Origin of the sequence: Mucilaginibacter terrae, assembly GCF_031951985.1 — a bacterium.
Lineage (GTDB): Bacteria > Bacteroidota > Bacteroidia > Sphingobacteriales > Sphingobacteriaceae > Mucilaginibacter > Mucilaginibacter terrae_A.
Genome location: NZ_JAVLVU010000001.1, coordinates 1,318,690 through 1,335,508, shown reverse-complemented (window position 1 = coordinate 1,335,508; position 16,819 = coordinate 1,318,690). Strand labels below are relative to the sequence as shown.

Below are 16,819 nucleotides of genomic sequence, written 5' to 3'. Positions count from 1 at the left end.
TAATTGACCGGTTTGCCAACAACTGTAAATTAACCCTCACCATAGAAAGGAAGATAATAAAATGAATATTGAACCCAGTTACACGCATTCTGAATTTAAGGCAGCGCTGCACGGCAAATGTCCCAAATGCCGCACGGGCAATATGTTTTTGGCGAGTCCTACAACTATCATTGGTCAAAAAATGAATGAAAGGTGTCCGCATTGCAACTTTCAGTTTGAGATTGAGCCGGGGTATTTTTATGTAGCCATGTTTGTGAGCTATGCAATGAATGTAGCTATTATGCTAACATTTGCAATGACCACCTACCTGGTTACCCATAGTTGGAACCCTTGGGTATATATTGCAGCTACGTTAATTCCTGCTTTTCTCTTTTGGCCGTTTACTTTTCAATATTCACGCATCATCCTTTTATTCTGGTTAACACCCGGGGTAAACTTCGAGCAGGAACGCGCCCGGCCCGACTATCGTAAGGAGCATACTTCGTAGCTCAATTGATGGTTATAGATTTAGGAATACGGTAATAGTGTTAACGGTGCTTGAAGAGGCAGCAATTAATAAAACATCTCGAAGATCTGCTTGCTTGCCGGGTAAACGGCAAACAAGCATGATTTTGCCATTGGGTATTCGCTTTAGATTCTAAAATTTCGGTTGCCTAACATGTTGCCTTTGCGGTAAGGCTTCAACCAAAATTCTGCTGTATTATATTGAGTTTAAACGGATGTTTATTGGTTTGTGATGCATATCAATTTTCCGGGGTTAACTTTTCTGGGCATTTCGGCCAGTTCTTTGTTAAAATGTCTTCCAGGTATTTGATCTCTTCAGGGTAAGCGGTATTCTTACGTTTGCCAAAATACAATGTATCTTCTACAGGCGGGCTTCCTTCCCAGGCTATTTTGATAGAATTACCCGCCATCTCGTTACAGCAAAGAAAATCAGGAACCACGGCAAATCCCTTTCCTGTTGCCATGCAACGCAGAATTGAACCAAGTGATGGTAAAACATATTTGGGCCTGAAGCTTGGTAAGGTTGCAAAACTTGCAGCCCAGAAGCGGTTGAGGTGTTCCAGATCAGAAGCTGTGGTGTACCAGTTTTGAATGGCAAGCCAATCCTTCAATGCGGGCCGGTCACCCTTTAATAGCAGTTCATCAAACGCAGTGGTGTCCGTTTGGTTACCACATATCAGAACAAACCTTTCTTTGGCGAATGGTTTATAATCAAGATTATGCTGATTGCCTTTTTGAGGGGTCAAAATTAAGTCTAAAGTCCCGTTGTTTAGTTCTTGAAGCATTTGAGCATAATCGCCAAACCTGGTCACCAGGTTGAAAGGCAGGTCAGAAATGTGAGCTTCGAGCATATACTGGAAGATGCCGGTAGACATCCCTATACTCACGGTTGGTTTTTCTATTTTTGATTTCCGGTGCAGATTATGTTCTGCCTCTTCAAGCTTGTTCATATGGTCAATAATGAAGTTATAAAGCATCGTACCACGCTCTGTTGCTACCATTTTTCGGGTATCACGATCAAAAAGGCGATGCCCGGCATAGGATTCCAGCGAACTGAGATGAAGACTAACGCCTGGCTGGGAAATAAATAAGGTTTGTGCTGCCGCTGAAAGCGTTCCTGCTTCATAAATAACTTTAAAGGTTCTGAACCATTCTAAATTGATCATAGAGTATAGGATTTAAGGGTTTTAATATTTATTGGGAGCGAACCTTGGGCCATGTTTGTGACCGGGCACAAGGAGTGTTTATACACTTTTTAGGTATCGTATATACAGTGGTATCAAAGAATTAAACCCTTTGATTCAGCCAGTGCAAGATATCCCTGCTAACTATTCCGTTATACCTGTCATTCAGCAAGTCATGATAGTGCCCTTCATAAAGTTTAAGCTGCTTTTCGGCCGACGACGCATGTTTCATGAAATAATCGCTTCCCGCAGGCTCAGTGGCTTTATCTGCTGTACCGTGAAGTATTAAAATGGGAAGCTTAATTGCAGGCATTCCTTGTTTTAGATATTCGGACGCAAGCAAAAGTTGCTGCATGGTTTTGGCTGGCTGTTTTTCGTTGTCCAAAAGCGGATCTTTATCCATTTTTAGCACGAATGAACTATCGCGCGAGAAATCTTTATTATTTAGTTTAACAAGCCTGGTGTGCGGTATTATGCGCGCCAAAAATTTAATGGCCGCAAGTGCGAAAGCAGGAGCCGGGATTTTAAAGGCAAAGCTTTCCGAAATAAGGCCCTGCAGCTTGAATTGGTTTTCGATTGCATAAGCAGATGCAAAAACGCCACCTGCGCTGTGACCAAACAGAAATACAGGTTTTGAAGGACACGCAGCGCTGGCGATATTCATCAATACATCAATGTCTGCAAACACATTGTGATAATCGGCAATATAGTAACGTTCTCCTTCCGACCGACCGCGGCCGGCAAGGTCCATAGCGTAAACTTCAAATCCATTATCTACCAGCTCGGCGGCAAAATTTTGGTAATATCCACCATGTGAATTTAACCCGTGGATGATGAGCACAATGCCTTTTGGTTTACCTTCGGGCACCCAGTTGCGATAATAAACTTGCTGCCCTTTTTGATTGATGAATGTTGCTGGTTTTGGTTGATTGGTTGTTTGCATGACTATACCATAGTCAAACACGTGCCACAAAAAATATATTCGGCTGTCTAAATTTTATATGTTATAAAATATTAATAATCAATGTTTTAAAATGATGGTGTGTTTAATTAAAACCATGAAGTGTTACTCGTCTCCGAAAAATTCGGAGGCGATTCGGATTGTTCTCTGAAAAAAATGGAGTTAAGCGATGCCGAATGAGCTTTTTGGCTTTCAAACTGAAGCCTGTACTGTTAAGATTCCAATGAAGATTGTTCTTTTACTATGAAAGGTGTTCGTAATGTTTCTCAGAATTTAAATTTTCACGAGCCTGAATAGTCTTCCTTCGTAATACCTAATTTAGCTATTCTTGATTCCAGGGTGGTGGGTTTAAGGTTAAGCAGTTCTGCTGCGCCATTGTTGCCCCGAATGCGTCCCTCAGTTTTTTTGAGTATAGAAATGAGATATGCTTTTTCGGTTTGGCGCTGTGAGTTTTTAACATCTTCAAGTGTTTCAATAACGGCATTGCCAGGCTGTTTTGGGGTGGCACCGGTAAGGTGCTGCTTTAATTCCAATTCCGAATTTCCGCTGTTGAGTATAACAGATCGTTCCAACACGTTCTCCAGTTCCCGAATATTGCCCGGCCACTCATAAGCCAGCATGGCATCTATCATTGATGCCGAAATACCATTGAACTCTTTTTGAAAACTATTGCAGAATTTGTGGGCAAAAAAGGTGCTCAGATCTAAAATGTCACTTTTTCTCTCTCGCAAAGGCGGCAATGTTATTGGAAATACATTCAAACGATAATACAGGTCAAGCCTGAAATTGCCATCAGCAACTTCTTTCTCCAGGTTACGGTTGGTTGCGGCCACTATACGTACATCCACCTTTTTTGGGGTATTGCTCCCTACGTAATTTATTTCTTTTTCCTGTAATACGCGTAACAGTTTAACCTGCATTTCTAAAGGGAGTTCTCCAATTTCATCCAAAAAAACAGTGCCTCCTTCGGCCTGCTCAAATCTTCCTTTTCGTTTTTCAGTAGCTCCTGTAAATGCGCCTTTTTCGTGACCAAACAACTCTGATTCTATGAGCGTAGGAGGTATAGCGCCGCAATTAACTTCAATGAACGGGCCGTTTTTTCTGGATGACAGATCGTGGATGGCATGTGCTATCTTTTCTTTTCCTGTTCCGCTTTCGCCCAGTATTAACACAGACGTATTGTAAGGTGCTACCTGTGTTGCAAGATCTAAAGCCGCCAGCAAGAGCGGATGTTTGCCTATGATACCTTTAAATTCCCGGAGGTTCGGCTCTGCACCGGGCGCAACACTGTTAGTGATAGGTTTTGTGCCCGACAACTTCATTTTGTCGGTTACGTTAGTCAAACACTTTCTGAAAAGCTTTAATACGGCTGCATGTTTTTGCTTATACACATTGCGCTCACGGCTATAAAAGCTATAATCTACCATTGTTCCGTTGCGGGTAATCACCGAGAACATGAGGGATGAACTCATTTTGAAGCTATTAAGCCATATCTTTTGTAAGGGCGTAAATACAGTATGCTCGTCTGATATTTCTTCGTAACCTCTGGTACCAATAGCCTGGTAATTGTCTTGGAGTATTGCCGAAAGGCTGCTGCTGCTCAGGCCTGCAATGGTCATTAATTCATTTTCACGTATATACTGGTATTCATCATATCCAATTCTTAAATATCCGTAATCGGTAAATTGGGTGGCATTTGCCGGGCGACTACCAGCAACAACAATATCAAATGGTATAAATACCCTGATGGCCTGGGCAACTTTCAAGAGCTTTTGCTTAGCATCCGAAATTTCATCACCAATATCTGCCAGGTGTTTCTGCAAAAGTACTTCCTGCTGCAATCTGAATTCCAGGGCATTTCGTTGCCGGTATAACGCAATATCGAGCGTTACCAGCATGTCTTTTTCTCTGAATGGTTTAACCAAAAACCCGTAAGGATCAGTGGCCTTGGCCTCTTCAAGTATCTTTTGGCTGGAATTTGCAGACAGATAGATGAAAGCGATATCATCTTCATTGAGCTTAGCGGCCAGGTCTATGCCCGAGCGCTTTCCGTTCAGTTGAATATCCAAAAGCACAAGGTCTGGTCTCTGAATTTGCAGCAACTGATCAGCTTCTTCTGCTGAAGAGGCAATGCCGGAAACCATATAGCCTGCCTGTTCCAAAGTAAGGCGTAATGCATTCGCTACCACAAACTCATCTTCAACTATCAGTATTTTCTTATTCATATTCGCTTATGCAAATTTATTAACTTTCATGTTTGTTAAACAGCAAACCGCACAGTGATATGCACACCATTGTTATTTTCTATCCGGAAGTTGCCCTTCAATTGCTTTGACAAACCCTTGATCAGGTCAAGCCCCAGCGAGTTATGTTCCATGGTGTTTAGGCCTGCCGGTATACCAATCCCGTTATCCGATATTTTAAGCATCAAATGTCCCGGGCCATCATGTTGCAGGTACAGGCGCACAATTCCCTGTTGCCCCTTTAAAAAGGCATACTTTATAGCATTCACTATACCCTCAGTGAAGATAAGTCCTAAAGGGAGCACCTGCGATACGTCAAGCTCTATTGGCTCTATAGCGCATTCAAAAACAATATGGTCATCTGCGTCAAAACTTTCATGCAAATAGGCTACCAGCTCATCTATGTATTCCGGCATTAAAATGGTGCTCGTATTGTTGTCCTGGTAAAGTTTTTGATGCATTAGAGATATTGCCTGCATGCGTCGTAAACTATCTTTAATGGCTTGTATGGCCGCCCCATCTTCCAAATAAAGCGACTGTGAATAAAGTAAGCTGGTTACCACCTGAAGGCTGTTCTTAACCCGGTGTTGTACTTCCTTAATTAACCATTCCTTTTCTTTGAGCAATTTGTCATGATCGCTGTTCAGCGTTTCGATAAATACGTTTTTTTGATCAAGTTCCCGTTGCCCGGCTTGCAGCAACCGTTTGTAGTTGCGCCTGGTACGGTAAAGTTGTAATAAAAGTACAATTATGATGAGTAATAGTGCTCCTCCCGCAATTTTTAAATTTATATCGGTTAGCATAGGAGTGACTTCATGATGAAAGAATAAATTTTTAGAAAGTTGGCTTAGTGCCGCGATCTGTTTTATCGCCTCGACTATCGATGTGGTATGTAGAAATCATAGCAATAAATGCCGGTAATGCTGTTGGTACCAGTAATATGCAATGACATATTGCCGCGAAATTTTTTCTAAATAGTTGTGTTCCATTGCATAGTAAATGTAGGGCTAAAGGTACCAATCGTGCTTTATTCAAAATTTATGGGGTCCATCATACAGCTTATAACTGTTATCATAAAAATTATAGGCAACTACAAATCGTTTTTCGAAGGGCAGCTTATTATAAAACTAATACCAGTTACTATATAACTGGTATACCAGTACCTGCAAATCGACTTAGGTTTGACCTGAATTAATATTAATCAGCCGGTTGCTTTCCGCAAGTCAATCACAGGAGCAAAACAAAAAACAAATGAAAATAGCTGACCAAATCAATGCCCTTGGCGTTCGTTATAAAACCGTAGAGGTTGAAGGCGTAGAACTGTTTTACCGGGAGGCCGGTGATCCGCAGAAGCCCACTATCTTATTGCTTCACGGTTTCCCGTCATCATCTCACATGTTCCGCAACCTGATCGAACAGCTTTCGCCGGAGTATCACTTGATTGCGCCCGACTATCCCGGTTTTGGCTATAGCAGTTGCCCGCAACCTTCTGAATTTGAGTATTCGTTTGACCATTTGGCACAAATTATAGAGCAATTTATTGATACGCTTAAACTACAACATCTAAGCTTTTATATGCAGGACTACGGCGGTCCGGTCGGGTTCCGGATTATAAAAAAAAGGCCCGAACTGGTAAAAAGCCTGATCATCCAAAACGCTAATGTATTTTTAGAAGGCCTTGGGCCGGATGTGCAAAAAATTGGTGCAATGACAGCAGCTGAGGACTTTGCAGGCTTAGATGCAGCAATCGAATATATGATGTCGCTCGAAGGCATTAAAGAGCAATATGTTTCAGGTACCCTGCATTCGGATAATATAAGTCCGGACAGTTACTATATGGATCATTTCTTTTTTGAACAGCCGGGTAAAAAAGCTGTTCAAAAAATACTGTTTGCCAATTACAGCAGCAATTTCCCCAGGTATCCTGAATGGCAGAGCTATCTCCGCGAGCACCAACCGCCGGTGTTGATTGCCTGGGGTAAAAACGATACTATCTTTCCGGGTTCCGGGGCTTTGGCCTATCAAAAAGAGTTGCCGGATGCAGAGCTACATTTATTCGACGGGGGACATTTTTTGCTTGAAGAATATGGGAGTGAGATTGCGCAGCTGATTCGGTCTTTTTTGCAGGAAAAACTGTAAAGTAACCCTGGCACGTAAGCGAATGAGATAATACAAGTTCTGTAGAAGACGCATTCCTGATATCTAAAAAAAGACCTCTGATTTCGTTTGATAATTAATACCGCCGGCTATCCCGGCGGTATTTTTTTGCCGCGCAAACACTTGCTGGCGGTTGATTTGAAAAATGAACCGCCCCTTGTATGGGATTGATTTTTATCTGCCTTTAAACATGGGGTTATAAATGGCTTTAGTGGTGGTAAGTGGTTATAAGTGAGGTTTATATGGTGTGTATCAATTTAATGATAACATGTATCATTAGCATGATATACGAAAATGTTAAGGGGTGTCTACTTTTGAAATGTCGCTGGTGATGATCAATGATCCGGTGAGAATTTTACCCCAAAATCTTAAATCCTTAAATTTTTTCGAATCATGAAAAATCAAACAACTTACCACTTTACTGACGTCAATGGTGTCAACATCTTTTACCGCGAAGCTGGACCTAAAGATGCCCCAACATTGGTGCTACTTCACGGATACCCCGCATCGTCTTTTATGTTCAGGAACCTGATCGATCAGTTATCTGACAAGTATCATTTAATTGCAGCCGACTACCCGGGTTACGGCAGAAGCGAACAACCTCCTATTGCTGAATTTGACTATACTTTTGACAATTATGCAGTAATTATTGAAGAGTTGCTGAGCAAGTTAAATATTAACAAATACAGTTTGTACCTGATGGACTATGGCGCTCCGGTAGGCTGGAGAATTGCTTCGAAGCACCCTGAAAGGATTGATACGCTTATTGTTCAAAATGGTTGTGCCTATGAAGAAGGTCTTGAAACTTTCTGGGACCCGTTCAAAGCTTACTGGGCCGATCATAATGATAAAGAAGCCGAACATACCTTGAGTACTTTCCACAACCCGGATGGTTTGAAATGGCAGTATACACATGGCGTGCCAGATACCTCGGTGATCAGTCCTGATAACTGGGAAATGGACCTTCGTCACCTGGAAAGACCGGAGAACGGACAGATACAACTCGACATGTTTTACGATTACGGTACCAATCCGCCTAAATATCCGGAGTGGCAACAATACTTCCGCGACCATAACCCGGAAATGCTGATCGTTTATGGAAAGAACGACTATATTTTTCCGGTAAGCGGTGCCGAAGCTTACAAGAAAGATGTCAAAAATCTGGAATATCACCTGTTTGACGCCGGTCACTTCGCACTGGAGAGCCACGGCAATGAAATTGGTGAAAAGATCAAAGATTTTCTGGATAGGAAGGTTAAAAAATAACCCGTATAATTCACAACAACCTATAAAAAGGAGTTCTCCCGCAAAAATGGCGGGAGACTTCTTAAACCTGATCTTGTATTGTTTGTGAAGGTTGCCACACCTAAGCATCTGCTACAAGCCATGAGTTCATCTATCCAAATCATATCTGGAACCAGTTGCATGGTTTGCTTACGCCGGGCCAATAATTGTAGTAAAAAGAGTCTGCGTATGTTAGCCTAATAAATGAGGCAACAGGAGGAACTCCTATGTTTTCTGAGATAGTCACAATTTAATCTGACAGTTACAATAATTTAAAACACGTAACAGAGATTAGTATTATGACAACCCAAGCAAAGATCATCAAAAACAAGATGGGCATACTGGAGCTTGCCCAGCATTTAGGAAACGTATCACAAGCCTGTAAAGTGATGGGCTATTCCCGTGATAGCTTCTACAGGTTCAAGGAACTTTATGACCAGGGTGGCGAACTGGCCTTACAAGAGATCAGCAGGCGGAAGCCGATCTTAAAGAACCGGGTAGAAGAGCATATAGAAAAGGCTGTCGTTACAATGGCCATAGACCAACCTGCTTTAGGCCAGTTAAGGGTATCCAACGAGCTTAAAAAGCAAGGCATATTAATATCTCCCGGGGGAGTAAGAAGTATTTGGTTACGTCACGATCTGCAAACCTTTAAGCTTCGTTTAAAGGCATTAGAAGCTAAGTCGGCACAAGAAGGGTTGGTATTAACCGAAGCACAGGTAGTTGCGTTGGAGAAGGCTAAAGAAGAAAAGAAAGCGCATGGCGAAATAGAAACACACCATCCTGGCTATCTCGGTGCGCAGGATACTTATTATGTTGGTAATATTAAAGGTGTTGGCCATATTTACCAGCAAACATTTATCGACACTTACGCTAAAGTAGCCTTTACCAAGCTATACGACCGAAAGAATGCACTCGTAGCAGCAGAGATGCTCAATGATAAAGTGGTGCCGTTTTACGAACAACATGACCTGCGCTTATTACGGATACTTACCGACAGAGGGACAGAATATTGTGGCGCAAGAGAGCAGCATGAGTTCCAGTTATACCTGGCAATCGAAGATATAGACCACACCAAAACAAAGGCTAAAAGTCCACAAACCAATGGTATCTGTGAGCGCTTTCACCGCACCATCCAGGATGAGTTCTATGCTATTGCTTTCCGAAAAAAGATCTATCGTAGCATTGCTGAATTGCAGGCAGATCTGGATAGGTGGATGACTGGTTACAATAATGAGCGGACACATAGTGGAAAATACTGCTTTGGCAAAACACCTATGCAAACGCTGATCGACAGCATTCCATTGGCGCAGGAAAAGTTATTGGAGAGACTCGCCGAAGACCAGATTCTTCAGAGCCCCCACAAAAAGTGCTCAGAAGAATCTGAGTCGATGCATTTAGACGAGAAAAAGCTATATTCACAAATCACAGCTGACAACTTATAAAACCACCTAACTGTCAGATCAAGTAGTGGCTATTACAGTTTATCCTTTATTTTTACGGTTTTAAATACACAAATAAGGTTATCATCGAAAAACTGAGCATTACGGATAATACTCCAAAGGATATTATACTGATCAGCAATACTGAATAGGCTTGTGTATTAAGTGTTTAGCAATTGTGCCTGATTAATGGGAACTTCAACAGGGAATCTTAAAGTGATCGTCAGTCCGTTATTGTTTTCAGCAGCAAACGTTCCTTTTAACTGTGCCGTTAGTCCTTTTAATAGGGTGATTCCAAGGGTTTTTGTACTTTCTAAATCGAAGTCTGCAGGCAAACCTACTCCATTATCACTGATCTGCATCTCTATAAAACTTCCGGTTTGTTTAACTACTATTTTAATGCTTCCGATTTTATCATTCGGAAAGGCGTATTTAAGTGCATTGGTAACCATCTCATTTAATACGATACCAAGTGGAATGGCCTGTGACACATCCAGGGCAATATTTTCAATATTGCACACAATGGCCACATTGTTGGTTTTCTGATTCAAGGAATCGTCCAGCGAAAGGATTAATTCTTTAATATAGGACGAGAGATTGATCTGTGAAATATGTTCGGTTTTGTAAAGTTGGTCATGAATAAGAGCGATAGACCTTACCCTGTTTTGGCTTTCCAGAATAGCTTGTTGTGCGCTTTCGTTTGACAGATAAACAGATTGCGAATGCAGCAGGTTCATCACAATTTGCAAGTTATTTTTTACTCTATGGTTAACCTCTTTTAACAGCAAATCTTTCTCCAGTAATAACCTGTCTTTATCTTCCAAAAGCTCATTCTTGTCTATTACCAGGTGCTGCAGGGCGGTGTTTTTCTCATCAATCTCCGATTTTTGTAGCGTAAGTAAATTATTACTGCGTTGCTTTAATCTGTAACGACTGTAAATTAAACCGGTAATGGTCAGCAGCATAACAGCGCCGGCAATAGTTACATTCTGAATTAATTGATTTCGCTTCAGTTTGCTGTCTTTTATCTGTGCCTGCCGGGTAAGCGAGTCGATATGCCTGTTTTTTTCCAGTGTTTCATTTTCAATATGCAGCAGGGAGATCTGATAAGCTTTTTCAGCATTATCGATGGAGTCCTTTATCTCCTGTTCTTTAAGTAAATGCGCCATGGCCGACTTCAAATCGCCTTTTAAAGATACCAGCTTGTAGTAACGGTATTCGGCTGTTCTGATGCCTGCTATATAATTTAGCTTGTGTGCCATGTTAGCGTATAATTCTGTATAATGATAGGCCTGTTTAACCTGACCAGTCTCGGAATAATAGGATGCAAGCGCATTATATGCATTCATAACTTCTTTAAGATTATCAGGGGGTATTAGCGCTAATAACCTTTTAACCTCCTGTGCATATTGATCAGCCTCTACCAGGCGTTTGGCATAAATCAAATTATTTAGAAAATCTACGCTTACCGATAGATTTTCCAAATTACTATGAGCACGGCTTTTCAATTCATTGAGTATGCTCAATGCTTTTGAAACCTGTTTGTTGTGCATATATTCTGATGCAAGTACCGGCAACTCTGTATTAACAAAGTCGCTGTCGTTGTAGCGTTTTGCCAATTTCAGCACCTCGAGCGAGTATGGAATTGCACGGCCATAATCTTGCATTTTAATATATGTCGAGGCAATAAAATGGTTAATAACGCTTATCTGCAAGGTGGTATCATTAACCTCCCTCGCCGTCCTGAGAGCTAATAAGTTATATTTTAGTGCATTAGTGTAATCTCCTAACCTGAACGATGTCCTCCCGATGTTCCAGTAGATCCCCTCGACAGTTCTGCGGCTTACACCTTTTCCAAGATTCAGCGCCTCGAACAATAATCTGAGTCCTTCCGTCGTTCGTCCTGCCTGAAATAAAAGGTCCGCATTTGCGGTCAGGAGATAAGAAAGCCAAAGGGCATTCCGGTTCTTCCTGAAGATGGCTATGGACTTATTAATGTAAAATATCCGTTTATGAAGTTCTACGGGATCCGAACGCTGGTAGCACTGTGCTATAAGATGATAAGATCTTGCCTCGCCATCGCTGTTATGATGCTTTTGAGAAAAGGCTAATACGTTTTGGGCAATCTTTAAACCTGTTTCCCGATCGCCCTGATTGGTAGCGATCTCTGAATTAAGCAACATGGAATTGATTATTCCAAAATGATAGTTAAGTTGACGGCTGAGAACCGAAGCTTGGGAGGCGAATTTTCTCGCCGAATCAATATCTCGCTCAACTGAAACAGGCTTTTGAAGCATCAAATGACCTAAGGCAAGTTGTACCTGAACTTTATTCGTATCGTTCGTGCTTGTCGCCAGTTTTTGGCGTAAGACGGGCATGGGCAATTCATCCAGATTACTGGTTTGCGCCAGTGCCGGTATTGCAGTTAGCAGTAAGAAAATGCATAAAAATGCGTTTTTCATGAATTGTGTTGACGATAGGTTTAAATAAGTAGGGAACATTTAAAGCCCAAATATAATACAATAGCAACTTAGGAATAAACTCACACATACCCCGTGTCCTAACCCTGACTAAAGATTATGCAATTGATCGTTGTAAAATTAGCAATGCGCCTGATTGCTCTTAATGCGTTATAAAAATACAAATAACAGTTATCATTTCCTGATAAAAAAGACTGGTATCCGCCCCTTACCCTGCCATAGATGACCGTATAACCATCACTTCCCCAGGGATTTTAGATTACTGGATTTGAATTAAGGATCAGCTCAAAGACAGTCGGGCTTCATGTAAAACAGCTATAAGAAAATGATGGTCAATTCCCGCAGCCCAGGTGGTAGCTAAGGCCATTCATCTTAATCTTAAATGATGTTTTTTAGAAAGGAGGTTTTTTATCAGAAATCTTATAAGAGTTATCAAACAGGTAATTACCCATTGTGCTAAAGCAGCAATAAATTGGCACTTCAAAATTCGGTAAATGCTAACCAAAAGTCTTTTAAAGTGCATGAAGATAATTTACCAACTGATCTTTTTGGTCCTGATTTCAACACCTGTATCAGCCCAAAGAAATAACCCCAATGACGGTCCGGAAAGCGGATTGTGGGAAAAGTTGAGCAGTAGTAAGGAGGGGCCTGAAATGATAAGGGTTCAACTGGCATTAGGGCGTGCCATTTTATACAGATCAGGAGACAAAGCCGAAACGATTGATTCGGCAATGAACTTTGGCGTTATGGCGGAAAGAGAAAGCCGTAAAATTAATTTTACGGAAGGCGTTATCAACGCTATGGTACTAAGATCTGTATGTTTTAGTCAAAAAAGAAAACCGGCTATGGGTTTTAAGCTTGCACAAGTGGCACTGGCTTTTTCAAAAAAAGTAAAAAATAAAAATGGCATTGCCGAGGCTTACATGGCGATTGCCGAATGTTACCCGGTTCATATTCCAGATAGCCTGCGACTAAAAACATATTATTACAGTAATGCAACTGCGATTTTCAGGCAGGAAAATAATATGCAAAGGCTTGCCGCAGCACTGGAGATAGATGCCGAAATGTGTTTCCTCGCTAATAAAAAAACAGAGGCCATTAAACTTTTATTCGAAGCCTTGAACGTGAATAAAGTTCTTGGCAATAAGGCCGTTCATGGAATTTACTGGATGATAGCACGTACATCAAATGGCCTGGGAGATTACCCAGATGCAGTTAAATACAGTCTTTTAGCCATCAAAACCGCAGAGGCTGTAGGCGATTCAACGCTTAAGTTATGCAGTATATACCACAACTTGGCCACAGTTTATATGAATATGACAAACTATCGCCAGGCACTTCCTTATTCTTTAAAGGCGTTAAAGATTGCCAGGCGTTACAATGACCCCGATTACATTACAACGGTGGCATACGCTTTAGCCATTCAACACACCCGCCTCAATAAATTTCCTAAAGCCTTGCCACTGTTAGCGGAGATGGAAAAATATTACCCAGAAGGTTATGGGAAAATGTTGGTAACAGGATGCTATTTGAATAACCTGACATGGGCAAAACAGTATAAAAAAGCGGCAATATATGCGCAAAAATTAATAAAGGATTTAGCAGAACTATCGCCAGACAGTTATAATGAACTTGTTGTATACTACGGAATTCTTGCTAATTATTATTTGGATACCCGTCAAATCGATATGGCCTATCATTACGCCGATCTGCAGGCGGCAATTCCGGCCGTAAACCGCACACCGCTTAATAACAGGGCAAGAGAACGTGTTTACTACAGTTTGGATTCAATCAGAGGCGATTTCAGATCAGCTTTTAAACATTATCAGCAGGTTCAAAAAATAATCGATTCCGGGCTGAATGTAACTAAGGCCTACCAGATTTCATTACTAAATATAGAAAACGATACTGAAAAGAGAAACGATAAGATTGAAGCATTGAACAAACAGGCACTGGTAAAAGACAATTTATTGAAACGAAACCAACTGATTCAGAAAGTGGTGATTGTGGGGTGTATTATGCTGGCAATTATTACTGCATTGGTTTACAGCCAGTACCGGCTCAAACAGCGAAGCAATGCGCTGTTGCTGGAGCAGAGATCGGAAATAAATCATCAGAACATGGAACTACAGCACCTGGTTAATGAAAAGAACCACCTTATTGGCGACAAAGATGAGTTGTTACTGGAAAAAGATGTGCTCTTAAATGATAAGGATCTTTTGATCAAAGAGGTCAACCATAGGGTTAAGAACAATTTGCAGATCGTTATGAACCTGTTGCAATCACAATCGGCATATATGGCTAATGATAGTGCACAGCAGGCCATAATAGAGGGACAGAACCGGGTTAGGTCAATTGCACTGATACATGATCAATTATTTAAAACAGATAATGTAACGGAAATTGACTTGAAATGCTATATAGCTGAAATGGTAAATTCCCTTGACTATGCTATAAATATGCAAGGGAACAGTGTTAAAGTTCGGCTTAATATTGATTCGATCATGTTGGACGTGTCACAGGCAATTCCTGTGGGTATTATATTGAACGAGGCAGTTACCAATGCATTTAAATATGCATTTCCTGACGGCCTTACCGGTGAGATAACTATAACGGTAAAAAAGATCGCACAACAGATCAAGATTTGCATCAGTGACAATGGAGTTGGGCTGCCGGTAAACTTTGTGTTAGAAAAAGCTAATTCGCTGGGCATGACTTTGATCAGGGGGCTCGCAGGGCAGCTTCACGGCACATTTAATATCATTGATGATGATGGCGTGACTATTTCCATCGAATTCCCTGTGCTGTTATCAGATTTGGCAATGGTAACTGCTATTGCGGAAACCAATCACTGTTAATTCAATCACAGATCAACTAAAAAGATATAGTTCAATACCAAGTATATATTAACCATCAAGCTTATGAAAAAGATAACCATTTTTGGCTTTGGCCGTATTGGCCGGCAATTGTTAAGGATAGCACTTGACAAAAAAATATTTGTTCCGCATGCTGTGGCAGACGTAAAGGAACTGAAAACACTTGGTGCATTATTTGCCGTAGACACTAATTATGGTCGCTGGCTAAGTTTAGTGCCGCCCGCCAAGGCCAATGCCTATCCGTATACTATCGGCTTGGGGTGCTTTTACGCGGAATCTGGCATATCGCTGTGAATTTACCAGTAGATACTCTTATTCCGGTTGGTTAAAGGTATATAGCTTAAAGTCATCTACCATATTGGTTGATGGTGTTTGTGCCCTGTTTGTACCGCAGGTTAAAACGGTTGCCAGTGCAACAGTGAATATTTGAAATAAATATTATAGGTTTAATGGTGTATTGTTTAGCGAGAGTTAATCTAAGTTTTTCTTTTCCGAAGTCCATTGAGGGTATTTGGAAATACCTGCCGGATTTCCGTTAAACAACAAACCGGCAGTTCTATCACCCTTTAACTGCCATTGGTACCAGGCTGTTGCTACTTTGGCAAATTCGCCTCCATGGGGTTTGCTGTATGTTCCACCGTGGCCAACATCTAAATTAGCCACAAACACGGGTACGTGGTTAATACGCTTAAAGTCATCCATGCCGTTTTTATAGGCAATATCTTTTTCTCCGCCTAACAAGTATAGGGTAGGGGTATGTAACTTTAGCAATTGATCTTTTGTAAGGGCAGGCATGCCCGGCATCCCGCTACCCGGTTGACCCAAAATGCCGCTATTGCAAACAACAGCAGTAGTAATTCTTGGATCGGGTGCCACTTCTAATGTTTGCAATCCACCACATGACATACCACTTACTGCAATTTTTGTTATATCCAGCTTGTTAAATAACGGACTGCTTTTATCGCTGTTTTGTGCAATAGTCCAGTTAATAGCATCCGTCATTTGTGATGATACCGACCGACCGCTGCCTTTTTCGCCCTCCTGTGGCATAGGGCCAATGGCTACCACCAGGAACCCGTGCGAGGCTACTTCCGATAAAAAGTTGAGGTGTTCCCATGGCGAATTAGCACAAGCCCCGTTTCCCCAGGCAATAATTGGAAGTTTTTCTTTACGGCCAAATGGTTTTAAATCCTGCGGCCGGAAAATAGTGTGGGTTGGTAAGGAGCTTTCTTGTAGCATTATAGCTTTATATGCGCCTGTGCCACCATCTTCAATTACCCGTGAGGTTGCTTTATCAGGAGTGTTGGCTTGTGCGTAAATCGCAAAAGGGGAAGCAGCGAATAATGTAAACGCAACCACTCTAAGGCCGGATTTTAATAAATTGATCATAATTTTAGGTATGTGATGTAATTTAAAACCACACTTTATGCGTGTACTAATTGGTTAATCAAATATAGCATGCTGGTAAAATGGTTTATTGCACAGATGTTAAAATTTGTGTGATTTATGTTTAAACCGCAGGTTGCATACACCTTATGACAATAATAAAATTATATAACTACTATACATATATTGCTGATATTTATACAATAAGCGCACAGATGATTATGATTTGAGCCTATTTTTGAAGTATACCTTATAAACCATGCCCGCAAATGCTTGCCTTGAAGGGCACCAACATAAACCAA

12 protein-coding genes are annotated in these 16,819 nt (G+C 41.3%); 6 read left to right on the top strand and 6 right to left on the bottom strand.

Annotated features, from left to right (window positions below; genetic code table 11):
- Positions 1 to 61: 61 nt before the first annotated feature.
- Positions 62 to 487 carry a DUF983 domain-containing protein gene (locus QE417_RS05435; RefSeq protein ID WP_311948110.1) on the top strand — a complete coding sequence of 142 codons (426 nt, stop codon included), beginning with the start codon at positions 62 to 64 and terminating at the stop codon, positions 485 to 487.
- Between the two features lie 256 nt (positions 488 to 743).
- Here the strand turns inward: QE417_RS05435 and QE417_RS05430 are convergent, their stop codons facing one another.
- The 4 genes from QE417_RS05430 to QE417_RS05415 form a co-directional block, all read right to left on the bottom strand.
- Positions 744 to 1,670, bottom strand: coding sequence for a LysR family transcriptional regulator (locus QE417_RS05430; RefSeq protein ID WP_311948108.1), 927 nt, complete (start codon positions 1,668 to 1,670; stop codon positions 744 to 746).
- A 121-nt stretch (positions 1,671 to 1,791) separates the two neighbouring features.
- Positions 1,792 to 2,631, bottom strand: a complete 840-nt coding sequence (locus QE417_RS05425) for an alpha/beta hydrolase (protein ID WP_311948106.1) — start codon at positions 2,629 to 2,631, stop codon at positions 1,792 to 1,794.
- A 299-nt stretch (positions 2,632 to 2,930) separates the two neighbouring features.
- Entirely contained in the window at positions 2,931 to 4,874 is a 1,944-nt protein-coding gene (locus tag QE417_RS05420) for a sigma 54-interacting response regulator (protein ID WP_311948103.1), read from the bottom strand.
- A 35-nt stretch (positions 4,875 to 4,909) separates the two neighbouring features.
- A complete protein-coding gene (locus QE417_RS05415; RefSeq protein WP_311948101.1) occupies positions 4,910 to 5,695 on the bottom strand; it encodes a sensor histidine kinase in 786 nt (261 codons plus the stop codon).
- A gap of 448 nt (positions 5,696 to 6,143) precedes the next feature.
- Between QE417_RS05415 and QE417_RS05410 the strand changes: the two genes are divergently transcribed.
- From QE417_RS05410 to QE417_RS05400, 3 genes are all read left to right on the top strand, one after another.
- The gene (locus QE417_RS05410; RefSeq protein ID WP_311948098.1) at positions 6,144 to 7,031 is read left to right on the top strand and encodes an alpha/beta fold hydrolase; all 888 of its coding nucleotides are present in this window, start codon (positions 6,144 to 6,146) and stop codon (positions 7,029 to 7,031) included.
- Between the two features lie 411 nt (positions 7,032 to 7,442).
- Positions 7,443 to 8,315, top strand: a complete 873-nt coding sequence (locus tag QE417_RS05405; protein ID WP_311948095.1) for an alpha/beta fold hydrolase — start codon at positions 7,443 to 7,445, stop codon at positions 8,313 to 8,315.
- Between the two features lie 317 nt (positions 8,316 to 8,632).
- Positions 8,633 to 9,778 carry an IS481 family transposase gene (locus tag QE417_RS05400; protein ID WP_311948093.1) on the top strand — a complete coding sequence of 382 codons (1,146 nt, stop codon included), beginning with the start codon at positions 8,633 to 8,635 and terminating at the stop codon, positions 9,776 to 9,778.
- A gap of 158 nt (positions 9,779 to 9,936) precedes the next feature.
- Here the strand turns inward: QE417_RS05400 and QE417_RS05395 are convergent, their stop codons facing one another.
- The gene (locus tag QE417_RS05395) at positions 9,937 to 12,237 is read right to left on the bottom strand and encodes a histidine kinase dimerization/phosphoacceptor domain -containing protein (protein ID WP_311948090.1); all 2,301 of its coding nucleotides are present in this window, start codon (positions 12,235 to 12,237) and stop codon (positions 9,937 to 9,939) included.
- Positions 12,238 to 12,776: 539 nt separating this feature from the next.
- On the opposite strand from QE417_RS05395, the gene QE417_RS05390 reads away from it, so the two are divergent.
- The gene (locus QE417_RS05390; protein WP_311948087.1) at positions 12,777 to 15,113 is read left to right on the top strand and encodes a histidine kinase dimerization/phosphoacceptor domain -containing protein; all 2,337 of its coding nucleotides are present in this window, start codon (positions 12,777 to 12,779) and stop codon (positions 15,111 to 15,113) included.
- A gap of 63 nt (positions 15,114 to 15,176) precedes the next feature.
- Complete coding sequence (locus QE417_RS05385) at positions 15,177 to 15,425, top strand: glyceraldehyde 3-phosphate dehydrogenase NAD-binding domain-containing protein (protein ID WP_311948085.1); 249 nt, start codon at positions 15,177 to 15,179, stop codon at positions 15,423 to 15,425.
- A gap of 177 nt (positions 15,426 to 15,602) precedes the next feature.
- Here QE417_RS05385 and QE417_RS05380 read toward each other — a convergent pair whose 3' ends face one another.
- On the bottom strand, positions 15,603 to 16,520 hold the full coding sequence (locus QE417_RS05380) for a poly(ethylene terephthalate) hydrolase family protein (protein ID WP_311948082.1): 918 nt from the start codon (positions 16,518 to 16,520) through the stop codon (positions 15,603 to 15,605).
- Positions 16,521 to 16,819 lie beyond the last annotated feature (299 nt).

Coding starts and splice junctions, on each gene's coding strand:
- QE417_RS05435 (WP_311948110.1), top strand. CDS start 62: ATGAATATTGAACCCAGTTACACGCATTCTGAATTTAAGGCAGCGCTG.
- QE417_RS05430 (WP_311948108.1), bottom strand. CDS start 1,670: ATGATCAATTTAGAATGGTTCAGAACCTTTAAAGTTATTTATGAAGCA.
- QE417_RS05425 (WP_311948106.1), bottom strand. CDS start 2,631: ATGCAAACAACCAATCAACCAAAACCAGCAACATTCATCAATCAAAAA.
- QE417_RS05420 (WP_311948103.1), bottom strand. CDS start 4,874: ATGAATAAGAAAATACTGATAGTTGAAGATGAGTTTGTGGTAGCGAAT.
- QE417_RS05415 (WP_311948101.1), bottom strand. CDS start 5,695: ATGCTAACCGATATAAATTTAAAAATTGCGGGAGGAGCACTATTACTC.
- QE417_RS05410 (WP_311948098.1), top strand. CDS start 6,144: ATGAAAATAGCTGACCAAATCAATGCCCTTGGCGTTCGTTATAAAACC.
- QE417_RS05405 (WP_311948095.1), top strand. CDS start 7,443: ATGAAAAATCAAACAACTTACCACTTTACTGACGTCAATGGTGTCAAC.
- QE417_RS05400 (WP_311948093.1), top strand. CDS start 8,633: ATGACAACCCAAGCAAAGATCATCAAAAACAAGATGGGCATACTGGAG.
- QE417_RS05395 (WP_311948090.1), bottom strand. CDS start 12,237: ATGAAAAACGCATTTTTATGCATTTTCTTACTGCTAACTGCAATACCG.
- QE417_RS05390 (WP_311948087.1), top strand. CDS start 12,777: ATGAAGATAATTTACCAACTGATCTTTTTGGTCCTGATTTCAACACCT.
- QE417_RS05385 (WP_311948085.1), top strand. CDS start 15,177: ATGAAAAAGATAACCATTTTTGGCTTTGGCCGTATTGGCCGGCAATTG.
- QE417_RS05380 (WP_311948082.1), bottom strand. CDS start 16,520: ATGATCAATTTATTAAAATCCGGCCTTAGAGTGGTTGCGTTTACATTA.